Genomic DNA, 17,850 nt, shown 5'->3' with positions numbered 1-17,850 from the left:
TGCATAGCTTTATCATGGCTATAGACTCTTATTTAAAACTACATAGCCTTATCATGGCTATTACTTCTTATTTGAAACTGCATAGCTTTATCATGGCTATAGACTCTTATTTGAAACTATATAGCCTTATTTGAAACTACATAGCCTTATCATGGCTATAAACTCTTACTTGAAACCACATAGCTTTCTCGTGGCTATTACTTCTTATTTGGAACTACATAGCCTTATCATGGCTATTACTTCTTATTTAAATCTACATAGCCTTATCATGGCTATAAACTCTTATTTGAAACTGCATAGCCTAATCACGGCTATTACTTCTTACTTGAAACTTTATAGCTTTATCATGGCTATAAGCCCTTATTTGAAACTGTATAGCCTTATCACGGCTATTACTTCTTACTTGAAACTATATAGCCTTATCATGGCTATAAACTCTTATTTGAAACTACATAGCCTTATCGCGGCTATTACTTCTTACTTGAAACTATGTAGCTTTATCGTGGCTATTACTTCTTATTTGAAACTATGTAGCTTTATCGTGGCTATAAGCCCTTATTTGAAACTGTATAGCCTTATCATGGCTATTACTTCTTACTTTTAATAATGAATAGCTATATTGTGGTTACAATTTCGTAATTTATGAAACGTTATAGCTATATGATGGCTACAACTTTAAAAAAATGAAACGAGAATATCCTGAAAATCATTTGACTAAAAATTTTTTTATTCTATGTAAATTAGTAATAAACGTTGATATAAAGCCATTTCATTAAATATGAAAGAAAACACGCTAAAATCATTATAGCTATATGATGGCTACAACTTCCACTTAACAACTTCAAACAAATCTATATATACCAAGGGTTACAGCAGTTTTCATACAAAATATAACTTGTTTTAAAACATGAAACGTTATAGCTATATGATGGCAGGAAACATGAAACGAACTGAAACGTTTATAGCGATATGATGGCTACAACTTTCACTTTAAAAATCCAAACAGCCTATATGTACCAAGGGTTACAGCAGTTTTCAATAAAATATAACTTGTTTTAAAAACATGAAACGTTATAGCTATATGATGGCTACAACGTTCAAACGGAATTGGATGAAAACCCTATAAAATCAATGGTTTCGGAGGATTTCTCCCACTATATACTACGTTTCATATTCAAAAAACTTCATAGCCCTATGGTGGCAACAAACTTTTTTTCATGAAACGTCAAACCCCTTGTCGCACAAGGGATAGAGGCACGTTTCATTTTTTTGTTTTTTCTCTTAAAGGGACAGATTTCACCAGTATTCGATTTGATATAATCAAAAATGATAATCTATATCTAATTGTGGGGAAAACTGCAACTTAATATATAAGGAGGTGAAAAAGATGGCAAAACCTTTCGTTATAAAGAACAAACGAAGTTTAAATGGTGAAACAACAACACCGGTAATTGTAACAATTAAATCATGGCAAAAGTTAGTAGAAGCTTTAGAAGGTAAGTATTATAGTTTTAAAGATACTTATTTAGAAGACATTGTGAATTCAATGTCCTATGAAGAACGAATTGCAGATGAAGAGGGGTTTGTTGCTAAGGCAAAGCCATCTTTTTCACTGAAAATGAAAAAGATTGTAGATAAAGTAAGTGAATTTGATAAAAACGAAGGCAGAAAACATAAGCTATATGGAATTACAAATGCTGATTTAGAAGTATTTCTATTTCTTCATAAAAAATGTAATACATATGGTGAGCTTTCGCATGTATCGATCCACATGCTTTGGGAAGATTATAAAAATTATAAAGAAGCATTTGCACATATTCACCACTCACAATTTTATGTGGCTTTGAAGAAATTAAGCTTCCATAACATCATTACAATCGAAAATGAGTACAGTGGTAAATATAAAATCATCTTAAATGATTTTATGAATAAGGAAACAAATAAAGCAAATGCATATACATTTATCAGCCCGATCGTATTTACAAAAGAATTCTTTGAGTTATCTATTGCAGCTAAGAAACTATTCATGGATGTAGCAATGCAGCAGAAACGCGAAACTACCCTGAAACGTTCTTTATTCAAAGTTGACGAACAAGGAAACTCAACACACTTTGGTGGTATGTATCGTTACTTACATAAAAAATACCCACATCAGATTCGTGCTGTACTTGAGGAACTAGAAACAAAACTATCTGCTACCGGATCTCCTTTATTTAAAATTTGCAAGTTAGAAAAAGGGAAGAAGAATAAAAAGCAATACACAACATTGCATTTATCTGTCCACCCTGATTTCTTATGCACAAAAGAAGAAGGAGCAGAATACCGTGATCCATTTACACCACGAGATACATATAAGCGTAAAGCTAAATTTATAGAAAACCTGTTAGTTGAAATGAATATTGCTGAATTTGCCAAGGATATGAACCAATTCATTAACGTTTTAAAACACTCTTGTCACCGTCAAATTCGCCAAGTTATTCGTGGCTTGCGAGAAATGATTGATCGACAAGAAGGATATCCGAAAAAGCTTGTTTATACACTAAGTAAATTATTAAAGCAGTCTTCTCAATATCGTGTATTAGACACAGCTGCTAAAACTGGAATTTATCCTTTAATTACACACAATGTACCTAAACATGATCAAGAAGAGGCCATTTTTAAATTTGGTACTCATTTTGCTATATACTCTTTACGCAATGTTCAAAAGCTATTCCGTAAAGCGCATGACCTGCTTCATGCGAAATATGCTGTACCTGTAACCTTAGATGCTTACCATCGTAATTACATGCAGTATCAAGAGGAATCACTATTTAGAAGATATGCTTATGAGCAAGGAGTAAATATTAACGCATATACAGCATTAGAAATTAAAATTCGCGAACTCTTAAAGTCTAGTGGACATCAAGGAACTAACATGCCTAGTGATATTCGTGAACTGTTCATTGAAAAAATTGATAAATTGCCGAAGGAAAAGATTCGTGTAATTGAGGTCCTTGAAGACTTTGATTTAATTCAGTTTCTACAGTCCTTAGAAGCATATTACCGTTCAACAAGTGAAATACCATATACGGTTGATCAGCTGCTTCCAGCAATGTAAAGATACAGCTCTCTATTTTTGAAAAAACAAAAGTGGAGGGCTATTCGTGTTGGAGATACCCTGTGAAATACATTACTTTAAATAAAACAGAGAGAAGGTTTTCAATTTTAATGATCACGTCTCTCTATTTTTTATGCAATTACATACATTGCACGTAAATCAAAATGAGATATTCACAAATTCTGATTTTTTAAATCTGAATTTTCAATTCTTTTGTGTCATTTCATCTACAAAAAAGCAGAAATATTTTTATATAATTCTGTTGATATCTTAATAATTTTGACCTGATGTGTATAAGATAAAGCCTTAAGTACTGTTCTTATCATGTTCTATCTCTAAATCTACTTAAAATCAGAAAAAATTCTGTTAGTTATGTTTAAAAAGTGGATTCTGTTCCTAACTTTGGTCTATTTGTTAATAAATTGTGTGTAGTTTTTAAGAAATGTGGAAAACTTGTTCATAAATCAGCAAAATTTGCATTTATTATTTATTCATTCACTCGCATCAAATTAACGATGATTATATGTAGTTTTTATATACCTACTTTATGATATTTTGTAGTTATTAATCATCATCCAGCTCATTAAGTACATTCCCAGTATTTACTTTTTATGATTTTTTATGGCTAGAGTAATGATGAACCCTTAGCACAGCAATGTTTTAAGACGATTTTTTCTCTGTATAAAAGTTTTATCTTTTTTCTTTATATATATTAAAGATCTATATTATATTAGGTTTTTATATTGTTTAATACTTACTATAGAGTAATAAATCCTGTGTAAAACCAATTTCATTTCTTAATGGAATTGGTTTTTTTATGTACTTTAATAAACATTATATTTAGTTTTAATCATTCTAAAAAATTCTGATATAAAACATAATTTTTTTTTATTTCTCTTAGATTTCCGAAAAAAGTAAATCATACTTAAAGTAGATAGTTGATTAGTGGAAATTACAATGAACTTTGTAATCTCCTAACCATTTAAAAAGAGAGGTGAAGACATGGTAAAAAAGAAATCCCAGGAAAACGTCGAAAAAAAGAAATTTACATTCTTTAAACAAGCAAAAAATAAAACAACCGAAATATTAGATATGCAACAAGAAAACTCAGAAGCACTTAAAGAAAAGAAGAAACGTAAAACAAGGGAGAAAGTTCCAGCAATAACAGGAAGAAAAGTAGGAAAGGTTACATTTTGGTTTGTAATGGGATTTGTGGTTGCGGGAAGCTCCCTTTCATTTATCCAACTTGCCGGTCCTCCTAGAGCAGTAGCTGTTCAGGAAAAGAAAGAGGAACCTGTAAAAATTAAAATGTCAGAAGCAGAATTAATTGCATACGCGAATAATTTTGCTGCTAATTATTTTAATTGGAAAGTTGATATGAATGTAGCTGAAGAACGAAAAAAACGATTAGAGAAATTTCTAGTTGAAGGATCCGATGAGCAAGGTGGATTAAATAGAGATACTTTAAAAAACGCTTCTAGTACTTTAGTTAAATCGGAAGCAGTAGAGGTCCGACAAAAAGGAAATGAAGCAGAAGTTACATTAAAAATCATTCAGAAACTAGAACCTGTAAATAATCCTGCTCCTGGAACAACACAAGCTCCAGACACACCAAAGGAACCAAAAGAAGTTACAAGGTACTTCTCTATACCGGTTTTAATGGAGAAAGGGAAGATGGTAGTCCCTAACAATCCTACAATCGTTCATGGAGAGAGAGGAAAGGCACCTTATAAAATAGCCACTTTCAAATCAGAAGGACGAGAAATTAATACAGATGCAGAAATTAAAAAAGTAGAACAATTTTTACAATCTGTATTTAAAGTGTATACAGAAGGAACACCAGAAGAAATTGCTTACTACTTTGAAAAAAGTAATATAACAAATGGACTAAAAAGTATTATGACATTTAGCAAATTAGAAAATCTACGAATTTATGAAGATAAGGATAAAGGATATAGAGTCTTAGTTGATGCTAAGTTAAAAGACAATGATAGCAGCTTAGAGTACACATACTCATATGATTTAAATCTTGTAAATAAAGATAACAAATTTTCAATTAGCTCTATGAAGAAATTTGAAAACACATTAGAGAAAGTGGAGGGTAAATAATTATGGAGCTTTTGGGATTAGATACGGTTGCTCAGCAATTACCTGCTCTTACGGATGCAGCGGTCTTAGGCAACATTAATTTTGGAGTGAATGCAAAAAACTGGTTAGTAGCTCAGTTAGGTCCCATTTTTTTAGTTGTAGCAATCATCGGTGTAATAGTTTTACTTGTAAAAAGACAAATGGCTGGTCTAATTGGTTGGTTAGTACTTTGTGCGATTGTATCTGTGTTTGTATTCACTCCAGATGTATTCAAAGACCTTGGAACAAAATTATATAATTTATTATTTAAATAATCATTTGTAAAAATTAGAAATTTTAAGGAGTTGGTATAAGTGACTCAGAAACCGACTCGCAAGGAAGTAAGGACTTACAACTCTATATGGGATATTCCTAAGAGTTTATATGGGATAAGGGATATAACACTCCCTTTCCCTGTACCTTACAGACAGCTGGGGATTTTTGTTGGAACACTATTAATAATAATATTCTTAGAACAGATTTTACCATTAGGAAACAACGTCTTTTTTAAATATCTAATATTACCTGGTGGTATAGCGTACTTCTTTGGAAATGTAGAATTGGATGGAAAAAGTCCACACAAATTTATATATCGATTTTTTGTATTTACATTTGAAAAAAAGAAGTTGAGTCGTTATAAAGATACAACTGGTAATATTGGAAGCTATCAATATAAGACGGTAGTAAGATTTAAGGATGATTCAATTAAGAAAAAGTAATTAATTAATCTATACGGAAGAATTAGTTTAGTCTCATATTCTTCTCTAAGGAGGCACAAATGAATCAGGTTGAATTTCCAGTCAAATATTTTCATGATAATTTGATTTTTAACCAAGATGGTTCTTGCTGGGCGTATTATGAGGCATACGGGATTCCTTATGAATTTAAAGGAGACGATGATAAAAATACGTTGTTTATGCGACAACTCGGCTTGTTTTGGAATTATGAAGAAGAAAAACATCTATTAATGATACCTGTTTATCAGAATTTCAAAGAAAAAGCCGATGAGTTTAAAGAAACAGTAAGCGGTGAACTAAAAGAACTAGCAATCGATCATACTGATGACGTTGTCCATGAGTTAGAAAGAAAATTTGGTAAAAACGCTGTAGAATATCGTTATTTTATAGGTGTGAAATTAAAAGTAAGACACATACAAGAAGGACTTAAGGAAATGCTTTACACTGCATTTCATACCTTTAAAAACACTGCAGAACAGTTTGGATTACTTGGTGATACCAAAATACTAAAAACTGATTTGGAGATGTATAAACGGGAAGCTAGCGCCTTTAGAAATAAAATAAGAAAACATTTAGCGGTAAGAAGCTTAGAAACAAATGAAACACAATGGATTGTATTACGCAACTTCTATCGTACATTGGAAGCACCTGTTACAGCAGGATGGACACCACCAGTGGTTGATGATGATTCGGCTATCTTTCCAAATCAAGAGAGTTTATTACGTTTAACAGAATCCGAAGTAGAGGTTAAAGGAAGACATATTGAAATGTCCCAAATTGGCTCTGATGGGTTAGAGTATCCAGCATATATGAGTTTCTTATCAGCATCGAAGATTCCATACACAATGGAATTTCCAGACCAAGAGTGGATGTATATGATCCAAAATATAGATTTCCCAATCGAACTAAGTGTTCGTACAGAAAATATTAACCATCGTAAAGCTCTATCTAAACTAAATAAAAAGAAAAAAGATTTAGAAGATCAAGAAGCACATGCAAGGGAAAATGCACAAACCGTTGGGTTAAACGTGTATGAAGGTGTTCAAGAGGCTACTGAATTACAAGCGCTTATACAAAAGACACGTATGCCACTGGTTAAAACATCGGTATCTTTCTGTATATGTGCTGAAGATTTAGATACAATGCGTCGAAATACGAATTCACTTATTTCTATTTATAGAGAGATGATGATTGAACTAGTTAGACCGTATGGAGACCAGTTCCTACTGTTTAATGAATTTATCCCTGGTTCTAGAAGGTATGTGAATGATTATATACACTTTATGGAACCTGGAGTGTTGGCGGCCGGAATGTTTGGTGCAACACAAGATTTAGGAGATAATATCGGATTTTATATAGGAACAACTGGTATTTTAAACAAAGCAGTTTATATGACACCTTCTCTTGCAGCGACAAATACCGTTGCAAATCAAAAAACAAGTGCACTTTCAGTTGCAGTAACAGGAAGTACTGGTTCTGGTAAATCATTTGGAACGAACTTAATTGTTTATCTAGCAGTACTAGGGGGAGCTCAAACACTGATAGTCGATCCGAAAGGTGAGAGAGGGAACTGGACAGAAGATTTACACGGCTTAGAAGGTAAGGTAAACGTAATTACACTCGGGACTGATAGGCGAGATGAAGGGAAATTAGACCCATTTATCATTCATAAACATAGCCGAAAAGATGCGATTGAGTTAGCGATGACAATTCTTACTTTCATTACAGGAATTAAACCAGATAACTCGGAGAAATTCCCGCGCTTAGCTTCAGCCGTAGAATTCGTAGCAGGAATGGAAGAGCCGTGCTTAACAGCTGTATCTCAATATCTTGAAGATAGTGATGATAAAGTGGATCAACAATTAGCCGCTCATATTCAAGCATTTGAGAATTTATCATTTGCACACTTAATCTTTGGTGATGGAACAAATAGAGATATTGAACTTGATACAGCAGTAAATATCATACAAATTCAACATCTTGACATGCCAGATATTCAAAAAGATCCGAAAGATTATACCTTACAAGAAAATTTATCAGTTAGTATGCTGATGTCTCTATCTTCATTTGCAAGAAAATTCTTTCAAAAAGACCCTACTAAATTCAAAATTGTTTTATTGGATGAAGCATGGGCAATTATGGGAACTTCTCAAGGGCGAGAGTTGGCTCGTAAGCTAGTTCGTGAAGGTCGTGCTTTAAACTCTGCAGTATATTTTGCAACTCAAAGTGCAAGTGACCTTGGGGATGAAACATTTAAGAATAATATCGGTATGAAGTTCTCATTCCGTAATACCGACAGTAAAGAAATATCTTCAATCTTAGATTTCTTTGGATTACCTGATAATGAAGAAAATCATGCGATTATTACTAATTTGGAAACAGGACAATGTTTATTCCAAGATATTCAAGGAAGAACAGGTGTTGTCACAATGGATGTAGTGTTTAAGGATTTATACGATGCATTTGATACAAGACCAAATGCGAGAAAGAATTATAGAAAGTCAAATGATGATGAAAAGCAGGAAGGTAATGCAACCTTTGTCGAAGAAGGGGGAGAAAAAATAAATGTAGGAGTGAGTTAACATGGTAAAAACTAAACTAAAAAAATTAATGCTATCTAGCCTATGTGCTGGCGCTCTAATTTTGAGCGCAGCATGTGGAAATAGCGAAACAAATGTAGGAGAAGAAAAAGATAAACAGGGGCACACTCCTAGAGAAATGATGTTGGACTTTGTAAAGGCCGACTTACAACATGATAATAAAACAATTAGAAAAGTTATCGTCGATGGAGATAAAAATACAGTTTTAGATCCGAATCAAGGGCCACAAAATAATTTATCTTACAAAGACTATACAGTAAAAGAGTATGTGGTAGATAAGGATACAATTATGTATAACTTTATTTCAAAGAAGCCCCCTAAAAACATCGATAAAGCAGTGAAATGGGTAAGAGTAGTTCGTACAGAGGATGGATTCAAAGTTCGAAGTTATTCTGGCCCTCAACGAAATGAAATTGATGAAGTAGCAAATACTAAACCGACAAATGAGTTTAGTTCGAAAGATTAATAGGTTTCCCATAAAAGGGGGAGTAACATGTAATGAAAAAGTTTATTACCCTATTGTTATTAATTTGTACTTTGCTTTTAGCATTTAATTTACTTTTTAAAGCTGCTCCAGTATATGCAGAGGAAGAACCCAGACCTTCTCTTATAGATGATATCATTCCAAAGAATAAGGAAAAATTAAAATATGAAGAATACCCTGCAAGTAGCTATGGAATTGACATTTATACACCAGAAGGTGGATTTGGTGAATCTCTTAAGTTTTGGAAATGGGGAGACAAAGTAAAAGAACAAATGGTGGCTGTGTTATTTAGTCTTGTAAGTATTGGATGGACCATTAACCTTGCAGTTAGTACTTTTGTTACAAGTATGGTCGGCCAATCTATGAGTCTCAATATTGTAGCTGATGTAGGAGATAAATTAGGCGATGTAATATCTAAAGCAGCAGGGTTCAATGGTTCTTGGGGGAATGGAATATATAGTGAATTAATTGGACTCATGTTAGCTTTATTAGCCTGCTGGGTTATCTGGGTAGGTTTTGTACAACGACGCCAGTCAGAGATGCTAGGAGGATTGTTAAAGGCATTAGGAATCTTAGTTTTCACTTTAGCTTTTTTCGCAAATTCAAGTTATATTATCAAAGGACTGAACACTTTCTCTGAACAAGTAAATAAAACTGTTCTTGATTCCACTCAAAGTATTAGTGGAGCAAGTCAAGGGTATTCAAGCGGTGTCGATTCCATTACTGATTTAACACACACTCTATTAATAAAACAACCTTATACATTACTGCAGTTTGGTACAACAGATATGAAGAAAATCGGTGATGAAAGAATTAAGAAAATGTTAACAACAACAGGAGCAGATGAAAGGCAGGATCTATTAAAAGAGGAAGTAGAACAGAAGAAAAATATAATATTAACTTTGGATGCTACTTTTGAGCGTGGCGCTTTAGTATTACTACTTTTCTTAATCAATGGACCTTTATGGGTTGTCTTAGGCTTATGTAGTATGGCGATGTTATTTTATCAATTAATGTTTATCATCGTAGCGCTAATGTCACCAGTAATGTTATTGATGGCATTAGTACCTGCATGGACTGGGACAGCTAAGAGATTTTTATCTGAATTGTTCCGAACGCTGCTTATGAAAGTTGCAATTGGTTTTCTTATAACTTTAATGTTTTGGGTTTCTTCAATATTATTTAGCGCAACTGATAAGTATGGTTATTTAGTAGTTGCTGCATTACAAGTACTTTCGTTCTTAGGTGTTTGGTTATATCGTAAAACTATTTTCGATGCTATTACTTCAGTACCAGCAAGTGCAGGAGCAGCACGCGCATCAGATGCTATGAGTAATATTAGGCAGAAATATCGTGATGTTAGACGTGGATCTAAGACAGTTGGAAGAGGTGTAGCAGTAGCTGGCGCCGCGGGTCTTGCAAGTGCTGCGGTGGCAGGAAAAGTGGGTAAATCAGGCTACAGTAAGTTTAAACAGTTGAAAGAAAACTATGCAGATAGAAAAGAAAAGGTAGCAGATGGTAAACGCAAGGAAAAAGAACAAATGCAAGCAGAAAAAGAAAAAAATATAAATCAAATGAAAAAAGAAGAAAATTTAGGTGTTCGCGATAGAAAAGGAAATCAGGAGCAAGAAAGAGTTAAGGAAGAAGTAGCCGCAACTAAAGAGAATCCAGAATTAGCAGTACGAGGGAATCATGAAGGTAATGATCCTGAAATGCAACAGGCAGAACTAAAAGATAAAGAAGAGGATGTAAAAGCGGATGTCAAACCAGTAGCACAATTAAATGAGGAATTAAATAATAAAGAAGCAGATGTAAAAGCTCAAGTTAGACCGGTAGCAAGTCAAAATAATGGTGGACTTGAGAATAAGCAAGGAGATGTAAAAGCGGAAACAAAACCTGGAGCAACAATTAAAACACCAACAGGTCAAACAAAGCCAATCACAACACCACAGTCGGGAACAACACCATTACAATCGAATCCGATTGAAAGTAAACCAATTACAACACCACAGTCAGGAACAACACCATTACAATCGAATCCGATTGAGAGTAAACCAATCACAACACCACAGTCAGGAACAACACCATTACAGTCGAATCCGATTGAGAGTAAACCAATCACAACACCACAGTCGGGGACGACACCATCGAAACCGAAACCGATTGAGAGTAAACCAGTTACTACTTCACATGTAAGCACGCCGCAAAAGCAAGTAGAGGTAAAACCGGTTAATTCACAACCAACTAAAAATGTCCCTAAAGTAAATAATCAACAACAGGTAAAAGAAGGGGCAGCAATTAAAAAAGTTGAAACGAAAGCACAAACACAACAAGAAGCTTTAAAAAATGTAAAAGCGAAAGAAACTATAAAACCAAAATAATTCGGCTTGTGAGGGAGGGTTTATACATTGAGTGCGGAACCAAATCGCGACTTTGAAAATGAACATCATCCTGAAGCTGAACTAGGGAATGCTAAGCCTGCCTTGAAAAAGGCAGGCCATTCTTTAGGGAAGGCGGCTGGTAAAGGTACAAAAGTAGCGGGTAAAGCAGTTGCACAAGTAGGGAAGAAAGTAGCAGTTAAAGTAGCTCAAAAGGCAGCTACGGTTGCTGTTGCAAAACCATTATTAATAATAGCCGGTGTGATTCTGGCTGCTGTTGCAGGTTTAGGTATAGTGATATTTTTATTAACTGCTACAATGGGTGAGGATGAAGTCAGTCCTGGGGGAATTGGTGGCCCTTTTACACCAGGTACTGCAAGTGTTAGTCCTGAAGTAATGAGATGGGAGCCGTTAGTAAGGAAATATGCAGCCCAACACGGCATAGAAGCGATGACCCCGTTAATATTAGCACTTATTCAGCAAGAAAGTTCTGGAACCCAGTTGGACGTTATGCAAAGTTCCGAATCACAAAATCATCCTCCTGGTTATTTTACAGATCCAGAAGAAAGTATTAAATATGGTTTAATGCACTTTGCAGATTGTCATAAAAAATCCAACGGCGATCCAAATATTACATTACAGTGCTACAACTATGGAACTGGTTATGCAAACTACGCACTTTCTAATGGAGGATATTCTCACGCGAATGCTAGAGCGTTTTCTGCAGAACAGACAGCGAAAACTGGTTATAAATGTGGTTCTTGGCGAAGTGCAGAGGCAGTAGCTAATAATTGGTGCTATGGTGATCCAGACTATGTTCCGCATGTGCTAAGATATTATCAAGGTGGTAGTGGTGGTGGACCAGTAGCCGGCGGAGATGAATTATTTAAAAAGGTAATGGATGAAGCCATTAAATATCAGGGGTGGCCTTACGTTTGGGGAGGAAGAACACCACAATCATCATTTGATTGTAGTGGACTCATTCAGTGGGTATATGGGCAAGCAGGTATTAATTTAGTTGGTACTGCAGAAACACAATTTAAAATGACACAGCGAACCAATGATCCACAACCAGGGGATTTAATATTTTTCCAAGGTACGTATAAACCAGGCATTTCACATATTGGAATTTATGTTGGTAGCAATCGTATGTTCCATGCAGGAGATCCAATAGGTTATGCAGATTTAAATACACCGTATTGGCAACAGCATTTTGCAGGTTATGGTAGGGTGGCAAGATAGGAGGGGTGAAATGAAAAAAACAACAATTTTATTAATCGTATTGCTTATAGGTAGCATAGGATTAAATTTTAAAATAAACGCAGATAATGCCCAAATCAAAGATGAAAAGGAAAAGTTGTCTAAGAAAATACTAAAAATAGAATCACGATATAAGGATACTGAGAAGGAATTACTAGCTTTAAAGAGTAATAATCAACAACAGGTAAAGGAAGCTGCGGAACGATTTCTTAAGGCTTTCCGTACTTATGATACGGGGAAAGGTGAATCATACCTTGCTAATATCGATGCATATATAACACCAAATGCAAAGAAAGAATTAACACCACCAGGTGGACCGACTCAATCTGCTCCTAGGGCTGGGGATGAGAAGGAAAAGAAGAAAGTTTCCTTTCAATCTGAATACACAGGTGGCGAGTTGTATTATGCATTTTTGGATACCACAAAAGCAAATGTATTAGCAAAAGTGAAAAGTAAAATTACAGTTAATGGTGTTTCATCTGATAACATGTCATTAATGCAAATAAATCTTATCTATGATGGAAATAAGAAGTTATGGCTTGTTGACAAGCTTATACCTTTAGCTGATTTAAAAGATCGTATGCCTTAGGATTTGGACACACTTAACATGTAGATTAATAAAAAAAGTGCCTCTTTTTATTTTTAATGAGAGGGGCCTTTTTGGAATTTTGTAAACTTAAAATAGGGTCGTGAAGTAATTACTAATGTATGGGTGTATTATCTCTACAATTATGTAGATAATACCTGATGTTAAGGGGTGATAAGTTGAAGAAAGGCGCCTTAGGGTTTCTTTTTTTACATACATCGCATTTTTTAATAAAATGATATGGTTTATTTTATATGATAATATTATAATATTAAATGATTTCATTAGAATCATACAATCAGGGAGGATACACCATGTTGAAACATAAGATTTTTACGAAGTTTAAAAACAGTATTTCGCTGCATATAGTCTATTGCTAGCTATGATTATGATGACTGGCTGCGAAGAAAAAGAAAATGCAGCGAATCATCGACATTTAATTTATTTATCCTCATATAAGGAAAATGCGTATAAAAAGGCGGGAGAAATTTGAAAAAATTCTTGATGAGTTTTTCTATTTTATTAATCGCAACCTTATTATTCGGTTGCAGTAACGAAACATTCGATAAAGCGGTAGAACAGGGAAAATTAGCACTGGCAAATAAGGAATATACAAATGCAAATGCTTCATTTGAAATTGCATTAAAAGAAAAAAAGGACGAGGAAGTTCAAACTTTGCAAAAGCAAGCATCCAAAATGGAAAAAGCGCTGATCGCAAAAGAAAAACTCGACATCGACAATGCAATTAAGTTATTCGACCAAGTTTCAACCATGAAAGACGGTTTAGATACGGTGAAAAATGAGGCGAAGAAGGAGAAAGAAACACTCACTCAATATAAAGATAAACGTGAGAATTACAATAAAGAATTACAAACAGCTCAAGACCTTCTAAGCGAAAAGAAATTTGATGAATCAAAGGTAATATTGACAAAAGTACAACAAGAAACAACTTCAGATAAGATGTTCACGGAACAAAATCAAAAGGTAACGGAACAGTTAGAGAAGCTGGAAAAAGAGAAAAATGCAGCAGTGGAAGAAGAAAAACGACAAGAAGAGCAGAAAAAAGCAGCGGAGCAAAAGAAGCAACAACAAGCAAAAGAACAGCAAAAGCAAACCGCTCAAAGCAGCAAACAAAAGCTCTCTCCTACAGATGCAGAAAACAAAGTTAGAAAAACTTTAAACATTACCAACAATTCTAAAGTTTACTGCGAATACGAAGGCGTTGAAGGTGAAGAGTATGTCATACATGTATATCAAATTGTGTCAGACGAAGAAGGCGGACATACAGCAACTTATGGTTGGTTCAATGTGAATTCTAATACTGGTGAAGTTCATAAAATGTAATTTTAAATCAAAATGATTACATTTTTTATGGTGAAGTGGAAATCAGATGGGAGTCCAATACATATTATTAAAGTGGTTCAAGTCGGAGGAAGGCACCTTAGGGTGTCTTTTTTATTATTTTCCGAAAAGATATAGCTCAAAAACCCCTCATTTCTGAGGGGGAAATATAAAAAATAATTTAAATCGAAATACAAAATTAATTATATATAATTGCATTTGCATTAAATTCACTTAGTAATTACTTTTTAATTGACTAGTATGTGTTCCAAATAATATCTGCATATTTTCAAACATTAATTCATTTTTGTTAGTATACCAATAGTAACACTCTTTACCCTTATACACATAAAATATACGATTTACATCTTCTCTTGTAGTAGTGTCCCCAGTAAGTGACGAAGTTGTTGAATTGAATACTCCAGTCCCAATACCATCCATTCCATAACGAGATATTTCGTCTAAATTAATAGACCAGATACCCCCTTTTTTAGGAACAAAGAACAGCGCTTGCTTTGTTAAAACAAGAAATCCCCATTCTGAATTTGGATGGTATACCTCCATCTCTGCGAATCTTTCTTGATTATATTGATTGCATACTAATTCAACACACTTATTTTTTTCTTTCTTACACTTAAATATAAAGTACACAGGTGAACAAAATAATATGATGTAAGGTACAAACCCTAGGAAGTGTAAGCCGCAGTTTAAAATTAATGCCTGGGTAAAAGCAAATATACAAACTACAGCAATACAGCGAAACTTACGTCTCGAGTAGAATGGATTTTTCATATAAGCCTCCTCAATTTTTAGACATTACAATTTTAATTCGTATATATAAAAATATCAATATTTATTATTAAATTTAAGATGGTTCAAGTCGGAGGAAGGCACCTTTGGGTGTCTTTCTTTATGCATAAAAAAGCCTCATCTTCCTATAGAAAAGAAAAGGCCTTTATAAACTATTTATTATAAACACATTTTGCTTCTCCAAAAAGACCACCAGTGTCCCATTCGCCACCATAATGAGCACAATTCAAAGGTGTACGATCGTTTCGCATACTTGGGTTTGAAGGTGGTTCATAGCCATTATTTACAATACTATCAACAATAAATATTCCTCAATTACAAATACCACAGCAACGATTGATAGTGTCTTCCCATTAGGACCAGTAACAATATCGTTTACCACTTCTTTTGCTTCTTGCTAAGGTTCACCTTTTAAAAATAATAGAGATTATAAATGCAAAAATAGCAAAATTATAAATTTTAGAAAATATTTCTGAAAAACTTAGTTTCTTAGCTAAAAGTAACAATAATTCAAGTAGAAGTATTATTTTTGAACTTTATAAATATTGAACGAAGGAGAGGAGATATTTTTATGGATTCAAAAACTTATGAAAAGCTACAGGCACTACGTAGATATAAAGAGCCAATTCAGGCAGTATTGAGAACGGTTAAAAGACATGATAAAGACGATCCAGATACTGAATATGCTGAGTTTGCCCTTGAAAACGGTAAGATTATAGGTGTTTGTAAAAAAGAGGACTTCTCTGATTACTCTTTTAGAAGTATTACACAATTCACAGGTAATATTTTTAACGTAGTAATTACTCAAATGTCTGATGAACTAGATGTAAATAAAGTTCAGGTTTCAGTAAAAGAAGCAAGTAGGAGATCTGCAGATGCTTTAATTCGTGAGTTGATAGAATTGGAGCAAGATGAAAGACTGCAAGAGCCAACCTACGAAGCAGAAGTAACTGGATACAACATGAATGCTCAGGTTCCTACTATATTTTTACGCATTAATGGTGCGGAATGCTTCATGAAGTTACATGAACTAAACTATGGAAGAGTGTATAAAAACGCAGTGGATCGCTATGCACCTATTGGTGAACGTATCCCAGTTAAGGTTCTACAATTTAATCCGGAGCAACGACTAATTCACGTTTCTAGGAAAGCGGCAGTGGAAAATCCTTATCAGTTGTTATCTGAATTAGCTGAAGGGGACACAATTGTAGGGCGAGTTGTAAATGTTGACCCGCGTTTTGGAGTTTTTGTTGAATTGGACCAAGGCTGCACAATTAAAGGAATTATCCCTAAAACAATCGAACAGCCAGTATTGGATGAAGTAGTAAGTATGAGAATTGTGAATGTGGATGTAGAAAAAGAGAGAGGGTCGGGGGTTATCTTCAAGTTTCCTTTTGGACGCAAAAAAGTTAACGACCCAACGGCGTTTTTATATAACTAATGAGTGCGCCGCAGGTTTCTGTACAAGAGAATGGAAAGGCGGTTCAATATTGGCTTAATAGGGACCAATCTTTATCACTTTGGGATGACCCCTCTTTACAGGGGGGACCAATTCTTCCAGATAAATTCAAACCACTCACAGACTTACGTAGTATTTATGACAGAATTAATTCAGGTTTTATAAATGAAAAAGACAATTTAATACTAAAGCTTATTTGGGATTCATTAGCAATTACTGAAGCTCAAATTAAAAATTTTGTGGAGTCTAAAATTAGTAGGTCTCAGGTTTCGGAATCGCTGAAAAAGCTAGTACTGTATGGATTTGTTAGTAGATGGGAGATAAAATCGGGGCTATTCCCGGATCAGCCTAAAACCTCTGCTCCAATTACACTCAATACGGGAGGTCATTTGATGATGTGGGCTTATCATAACCGTAATACAAACTATTCTTTAAAGCCAGAGCAGTGGTTAAAACTTGGGGTGGCGGGTGTACAGAGATTTGTCACTATGAATCAGATAAAATACGAGTTTGCAGTAGGCCAACAGTTATTAAAAAATTGGTGCTGGTATCCGAAGCTACAAGGTACTGGTAGGGGATATAATCCAATTGCTGTTGGAGAAATTAAAACTCCAATTGGAAATCAAAACTTCATATTTGAAAGGGTGCAACAGGGGCAGCGATATGCACAGCACTTAAAATCGCGATTGAAAATTTGGGAAGATCAAATTCAAAATGGACCAAATAATTTATTGAACTTCGAAAATACGAAGAGTTTACCAGGTATTTTTATTTTATCTATATCAAATCTTGCTTTAGCAGAACATGTTAGAAAGGAGCTAATGTTAGACTTACGAAAGATTCCTATAATGCTTGTAATAGATGAATGTATTCACAATGAGGGATTCGCAAAATCTTTTTATATTTCAACTCAAAACGGAATTCAGCAAGCACCATTACCATTTTTGAGATAACAAGAGCTGCTTCAGGTA

The 17,850-nt window shown here is 34.2% G+C and carries 13 protein-coding genes and 1 pseudogene; 12 read left to right on the top strand and 2 right to left on the bottom strand.

From position 1 onward, the window contains the following. The first annotated feature begins 1,387 nt into the window (after positions 1-1,387). The 10 genes from MR115_RS22180 (at position 1,388) to MR115_RS22135 (ending at position 14,613) form a co-directional block, all read left to right on the top strand. Positions 1,388-3,097: a hypothetical protein gene (locus MR115_RS22180; protein WP_242242803.1), complete on the top strand. Its 1,710-nt coding sequence runs from the start codon at positions 1,388-1,390 to the stop codon at positions 3,095-3,097. Positions 3,098-4,099: 1,002 nt separating this feature from the next. After that, the gene (locus MR115_RS22175; protein WP_242242802.1) at positions 4,100-5,206 is read left to right on the top strand and encodes a conjugal transfer protein; all 1,107 of its coding nucleotides are present in this window, start codon (positions 4,100-4,102) and stop codon (positions 5,204-5,206) included. Positions 5,207-5,208: 2 nt separating this feature from the next. Further along, positions 5,209-5,499, top strand: coding sequence for a hypothetical protein (locus tag MR115_RS22170; protein WP_242242801.1), 291 nt, complete (start codon positions 5,209-5,211; stop codon positions 5,497-5,499). Positions 5,500-5,538: 39 nt separating this feature from the next. Then, positions 5,539-5,943 carry a TcpE family conjugal transfer membrane protein gene (locus tag MR115_RS22165; RefSeq protein WP_000192353.1) on the top strand — a complete coding sequence of 135 codons (405 nt, stop codon included), beginning with the start codon at positions 5,539-5,541 and terminating at the stop codon, positions 5,941-5,943. 59 nt (positions 5,944-6,002) lie between these two features. Then, entirely contained in the window at positions 6,003-8,543 is a 2,541-nt protein-coding gene (locus tag MR115_RS22160; protein ID WP_242242800.1) for an ATP-binding protein, read from the top strand. Between the two features lies 1 nt (position 8,544). Beyond that, complete coding sequence (locus tag MR115_RS22155) at positions 8,545-9,027, top strand: hypothetical protein (protein ID WP_047956870.1); 483 nt, start codon at positions 8,545-8,547, stop codon at positions 9,025-9,027. Between the two features lie 32 nt (positions 9,028-9,059). Then, positions 9,060-11,426, top strand: a complete 2,367-nt coding sequence (locus tag MR115_RS22150; protein ID WP_242242799.1) for a CD3337/EF1877 family mobilome membrane protein — start codon at positions 9,060-9,062, stop codon at positions 11,424-11,426. Between the two features lie 27 nt (positions 11,427-11,453). After that, a complete protein-coding gene (locus MR115_RS22145; protein WP_242242798.1) occupies positions 11,454-12,665 on the top strand; it encodes a bifunctional lytic transglycosylase/C40 family peptidase in 1,212 nt (403 codons plus the stop codon). 10 nt (positions 12,666-12,675) lie between these two features. Continuing rightward, positions 12,676-13,272: a hypothetical protein gene (locus MR115_RS22140; protein WP_242242797.1), complete on the top strand. Its 597-nt coding sequence runs from the start codon at positions 12,676-12,678 to the stop codon at positions 13,270-13,272. Between the two features lie 486 nt (positions 13,273-13,758). Continuing rightward, complete coding sequence (locus MR115_RS22135) at positions 13,759-14,613, top strand: hypothetical protein (protein WP_242242796.1); 855 nt, start codon at positions 13,759-13,761, stop codon at positions 14,611-14,613. A 231-nt stretch (positions 14,614-14,844) separates the two neighbouring features. Here MR115_RS22135 and MR115_RS22130 read toward each other — a convergent pair whose 3' ends face one another. Together MR115_RS22130 and MR115_RS22125 are read right to left on the bottom strand one after the other, a co-directional pair. Further along, positions 14,845-15,402 carry a hypothetical protein gene (locus MR115_RS22130; RefSeq protein ID WP_242242795.1) on the bottom strand — a complete coding sequence of 186 codons (558 nt, stop codon included), beginning with the start codon at positions 15,400-15,402 and terminating at the stop codon, positions 14,845-14,847. A 170-nt stretch (positions 15,403-15,572) separates the two neighbouring features. After that, a pseudogene (locus MR115_RS22125) lies at positions 15,573-15,817 on the bottom strand (hypothetical protein); the annotation flags it as partial. A gap of 174 nt (positions 15,818-15,991) precedes the next feature. Between MR115_RS22125 and MR115_RS22120 the strand changes: the two are divergent. Both MR115_RS22120 and MR115_RS22115 read left to right on the top strand, forming a co-directional pair. Next, on the top strand, positions 15,992-16,861 hold the full coding sequence (locus MR115_RS22120; RefSeq protein WP_242242794.1) for an RNA-binding protein: 870 nt from the start codon (positions 15,992-15,994) through the stop codon (positions 16,859-16,861). Next, positions 16,861-17,832 carry a hypothetical protein gene (locus MR115_RS22115; protein ID WP_242242793.1) on the top strand — a complete coding sequence of 324 codons (972 nt, stop codon included), beginning with the start codon at positions 16,861-16,863 and terminating at the stop codon, positions 17,830-17,832. Before MR115_RS22120 ends, MR115_RS22115 begins: the two co-directional genes overlap by 1 nt. Positions 17,833-17,850 lie beyond the last annotated feature (18 nt).

This window comes from Bacillus cereus group sp. BfR-BA-01309, from assembly GCF_022664315.1.
Lineage (GTDB): Bacteria > Bacillota > Bacilli > Bacillales > Bacillaceae_G > Bacillus_A > Bacillus_A mobilis.
The sequence above is the reverse complement of the archived record's forward strand: the minus strand, read 5'-3'. Positions and strand labels throughout refer to the sequence as shown.

Bases quoted from the DNA above. Each gene is read 5' to 3' on its own strand.
- MR115_RS22180 (WP_242242803.1), top strand. From the start codon at position 1,388: ATGGCAAAACCTTTCGTTATAAAGAACAAACGAAGTTTAAATGGTGAA.
- MR115_RS22175 (WP_242242802.1), top strand. From the start codon at position 4,100: ATGGTAAAAAAGAAATCCCAGGAAAACGTCGAAAAAAAGAAATTTACA.
- MR115_RS22170 (WP_242242801.1), top strand. From the start codon at position 5,209: ATGGAGCTTTTGGGATTAGATACGGTTGCTCAGCAATTACCTGCTCTT.
- MR115_RS22160 (WP_242242800.1), top strand. From the start codon at position 6,003: ATGAATCAGGTTGAATTTCCAGTCAAATATTTTCATGATAATTTGATT.
- MR115_RS22155 (WP_047956870.1), top strand. From the start codon at position 8,545: ATGGTAAAAACTAAACTAAAAAAATTAATGCTATCTAGCCTATGTGCT.
- MR115_RS22150 (WP_242242799.1), top strand. From the start codon at position 9,060: ATGAAAAAGTTTATTACCCTATTGTTATTAATTTGTACTTTGCTTTTA.
- MR115_RS22140 (WP_242242797.1), top strand. From the start codon at position 12,676: ATGAAAAAAACAACAATTTTATTAATCGTATTGCTTATAGGTAGCATA.
- MR115_RS22130 (WP_242242795.1), bottom strand. From the start codon at position 15,402: ATGAAAAATCCATTCTACTCGAGACGTAAGTTTCGCTGTATTGCTGTA.
- MR115_RS22120 (WP_242242794.1), top strand. From the start codon at position 15,992: ATGGATTCAAAAACTTATGAAAAGCTACAGGCACTACGTAGATATAAA.
- MR115_RS22115 (WP_242242793.1), top strand. From the start codon at position 16,861: ATGAGTGCGCCGCAGGTTTCTGTACAAGAGAATGGAAAGGCGGTTCAA.